Source organism: Clostridium celatum DSM 1785 (assembly GCF_000320405.1).
GTDB classification, from domain to species: Bacteria; Bacillota; Clostridia; order Clostridiales; family Clostridiaceae; genus Clostridium; species Clostridium celatum.
Map to the genome: position 1 here is coordinate 1 of NZ_KB291679.1, position 4,135 is coordinate 4,135.

1 protein-coding gene is annotated in these 4,135 nt (G+C 30.8%); it reads left to right on the forward strand.

The window, feature by feature from the left end:
- Positions 1-300 precede the first annotated feature (300 nt).
- Positions 301-4,135: sialidase domain-containing protein (locus HMPREF0216_RS12545; RefSeq protein ID WP_051040718.1), on the forward strand; the 3,835-nt coding region annotated here is incomplete at its 3' end.

The window sequence follows — 4,135 nt, forward strand, 5'->3', positions numbered from 1 at the left end:
GTGGAGTTATTGCTTTACTTGGTGGATTAGGTCTGAGTAGAAAAAGGAATAAAAAGTAGTAGTTTTAAGGAAATTCTAAGGTTAGAAGTATAAAAATAAATTTATATGAGAGGACAATAGCAAATTATTTCGCTATTGTCCTCTTTATTTATAGTAGAAAGTATATTTAAAAACTTAATGCGCAATATATTTATATAATTTAGCAATTATTATAAAAAAAGTAAAAAAATATACAAAGAAATAATTTTATATAATATAATTAATTAGAGTAAACAATTTGGTATAAAAGGAGGAATTATGATGAATAGAAGAAAAATAGTGGCATTAATAATGGCGTCAGCTATGGCTTTCAATACGATTAGCTCTATATCTAATGTAAACGTATTAGCGTATGAATCCCAAATTCATAAAAATTTAATTATTGAAGAGGAAATACCACAAAGTCAAATGACAGCAGTAGCTACGTCATCTCAATCTGGGGAAGATGGAAGTAAAGCTATAGATGGCGATATTAGTACAATGTGGCATACTCCTTGGTATGAAACAATAGAATTTCCGCAAAGTTTAACAATTGATTTAGGGGGAGTTAATAACGTAAGTAGCTTAAAAGTTTCACCAAGAGTATCAGGCTCAAATGGAATGATAAATAATTATGAAGTTTATGCTATTAATGGTGATGAAGAAACTCTTGTATCTGAAGGAGTATGGGCAACAAGCAATAGCGATCCTAAATATGTTACATTTAATGAACCTATTAATGCAGAAAAAATTAAAATAGTAGCATTGGGTGGAGTTGGAGGATTTGCTTCTATAGCAGAAGTAAATATATATAGAGTTAAAGAAGATATTAATAAAATTGCAAGATATGAAAATAAAAAGATAACAAATAATCAAGGCATAGATATATCTTCCGATATTGAAGCTCTTAAAGGATTGGAGGAAGGAACTATAGTTGCAAGATTTGACACTACAAAGGGCGATATTCAGTCTTTAATTAGTGTTGGAAACAATAATGTAGCTAATGGGCACTTTCATCTTTATGTAGCTGATAATACGGTTGGATTTGAAGTGAGAAATCAAAGTGGAAATGTAGCTACTGGTAAAGCTTCTGCCGTTTTAAATAATGGTATAAATACTGTTGCACTTAAAGTAACAAGCGGTGTTGGATATAAAATATTTATCAATGGTAAATTAGCTGGAGAAGTTACAACTTCTAATGCAACATTAAGTGCAGGAGTAGTAGATGTTAATAATGCTTATATTGGAAAGACTGATAGAGCTTCAGGAAATGAATATCCATTTAGTGGCTCTATAGATTTTATAGATGTATATGGAGATGTACTTCCAGATAAATACTTATTAGACGTTACTGGACAAACTGTACTTCCTTCAGAAGATGAAATATTACCAGAAGGTTATAAAAGTGAAGTAGTTGACTTATTTAAACCAGGTGATTTAGGTTCTCCAAACTTTAGAATACCTGCATTATTTACAACAAAAGAAGGAACTGTTATAGCTTCTATTGATGTTAGAAATAATGGGGGAGCAGATGCGCCTTGGAATGATATAGATTCAGGTGTAAAAAGAAAAACAGTAAATGGAGAATGGGAAGAAGCTCAAAAGGTAATAGATTTTCCAAGTAATGCTTCTGTTATTGATACAGCATTAACACAAGATGAAGAAACAGGAAGAATATTCTTATTAGTTACTACATTCCCACAAAACTATGGATTCTGGCAAGCACAAGCTGGAAGTGGATATACAGAGATTGATGGAGAAAAATATAGATCTTTATATGATTCTTCAGGAAATCTTTATACTATAAGAGAAGATGGAAATGTTTATGATAATGAAGGTAACATAACAGATTATAATGTAAATATTCATAGTATGGAATTAACTAAGGGTGGTGTATCAGCTGGAAATGTTATGACTGCAAATTGTGAATTAAAGGTTCATGGCACAAGCTATTTAAGTCTAATATACAGTGATGATGATGGAAAAACTTGGAGTGAGCCAATAGACATAAATGCAGATGTTAAAGCAGACTGGATGAAATTCTTAGGAACAGGTCCAGGGGCCGGAATTCAAATGAAAAATGGGGAGCATGCAGGAAGAATAGTATTCCCAGTATATTATACGAATGAAATAGGCGGTAAACAATCAAGTGCAGTTATTTATAGTGATGACCATGGTGCAACATGGGAAATAGGTGAGTCTCCTAATGATGGTAGAGATTTAGGTAATGGTTCTTTTGGTAACTCTCAAACCATGACAGATGGACTTGAATTAACTGAATGTCAAGTAGTTGAAATGCCTAATGGACAATTAAAATTATTTATGAGAAATACTGGGTCGTATGTAAGAATTGCAACAAGCTTTGATGGTGGAGCAACTTGGGATGCAGATGTGTATGAAGATAGAAATTTACCTGAACCATATTGTCAATTAAGTGTAATAAATTATAGTAAGCAAATTGATGGAAAGGACGCAATTGTATTTGCTAATCCAGCAGGCTCTGGAAGAAGTAATGGTACAGTTAGATTTGGTCTTATAAGTGAAAATGGAACTCATGAAAATGGACAGACAAAATATGAATTTGAATGGAAATATAATAAGCTTGTTAAAGCAGGAACTTATGCATATTCATGCTTAACAGAGTTAGCAAATGGAGACATCGGTTTATTCTATGAAGGCACAGGAAATCAAGAAATGTCTTATATGGAAATGTCATCAGAATATATTAAGTTTGATTATGAAGCATCATTAGAAGAACTTGTGAATCCAGGCAAAATAGAATCAATAGAATTATTAGATGGAAACGGAAGCTATGATGCTGGAGATGAAATAAATGTTAAATTAACTTTTGATCAAGCTGTAAGTTTAGTTGGAAATAAAAATTTAACATTAAAGCTTGGAGAAAATGAAGTAATATTAAATCCAGTGTCAGAAAATAATGCAAGAGAATTCACTTTTGAAGGAGTATTACCAACAACATTAGAAGAAGGAACGTTTAATTTAGTATTAAAAGCTAATGAAGATACTGAAATATTAAATACTATTGGTAAAAATATTACTTTAAGTAGTGATATAGATTTATCTAATAATGGGGGGCAAATAGTAATTGGAGGAGGTTCTATAGAAAATCCAGATGAAACTATTAAACCTTTAGTAGGATATTCAAATATAAGAATATCAAATAATAGTGCATATGATATATCATCAGATTTAAATAGCTTTAAAGATTTAACAGAAGGAACTATTATAGCTAGATTTGATAATACAAATAAAACTGGAGTTCAATCTATAATTGGTATAGGTAATGATACAGATAGAAATTCACATTTCCACTTATATACTTTTGGGGATAAGGTTGGTTTTGAACTTAGAAATCAAACACAAGAAGGAGCAACAGAAAGTGGAACAACTAATATAGCTAGACCATCAGCTAATGTTACTTTAAATGAAGGAATTAATACTATTGCATTTAAAGTTACTAATGGAGAAGGATATAAGATATTTGTTAATGGTGTTCTTGTATTAAATGTAGAGGATACAAATGCTAGATTCTTAGATGCAATAGAAGATGCTAATAAGGCATATATAGGAAAAACACCTAGACATAGTAGTGCTACTAATATGTATTCATTCAATGGAGATGTTGATTTTGTTGAAATTTACGGAACTACTTTAGAGGATGAAGTTCTTTTAAATAAAACAGCAGAAACAACATTAGTATCAGATTTAGAAACGGCAATAAGCTCTGTTGAAATTATAGATGAAAAAGAAGAGTATGTTGCTGGTGATAGAATTAGCTTTAATTTAAAGTTTAACCAAGCGGTAAGTTTAGTTGGAGAAACAAATTTAACACTAATGATTGGAGATGTAGAAGTTCCAATTACAATAGTAAAAGGAGATACTGCAAGTAATTTTGTATTTGAAGCAACATTACCAGAAGAAGTATCATCTGGAAATCAAGAATTAGTATTAAAAGCTAATGAAAATACTACAATTTTAAATACAGCAGGAAATAATATAACAGTATCTACTAATGTGGAATTAAATAAAAGTATAAATATTGATGGTGCAGAAACTCCAGAATTAGAACAAGCTGGAATTAATATGACTGTAGCTG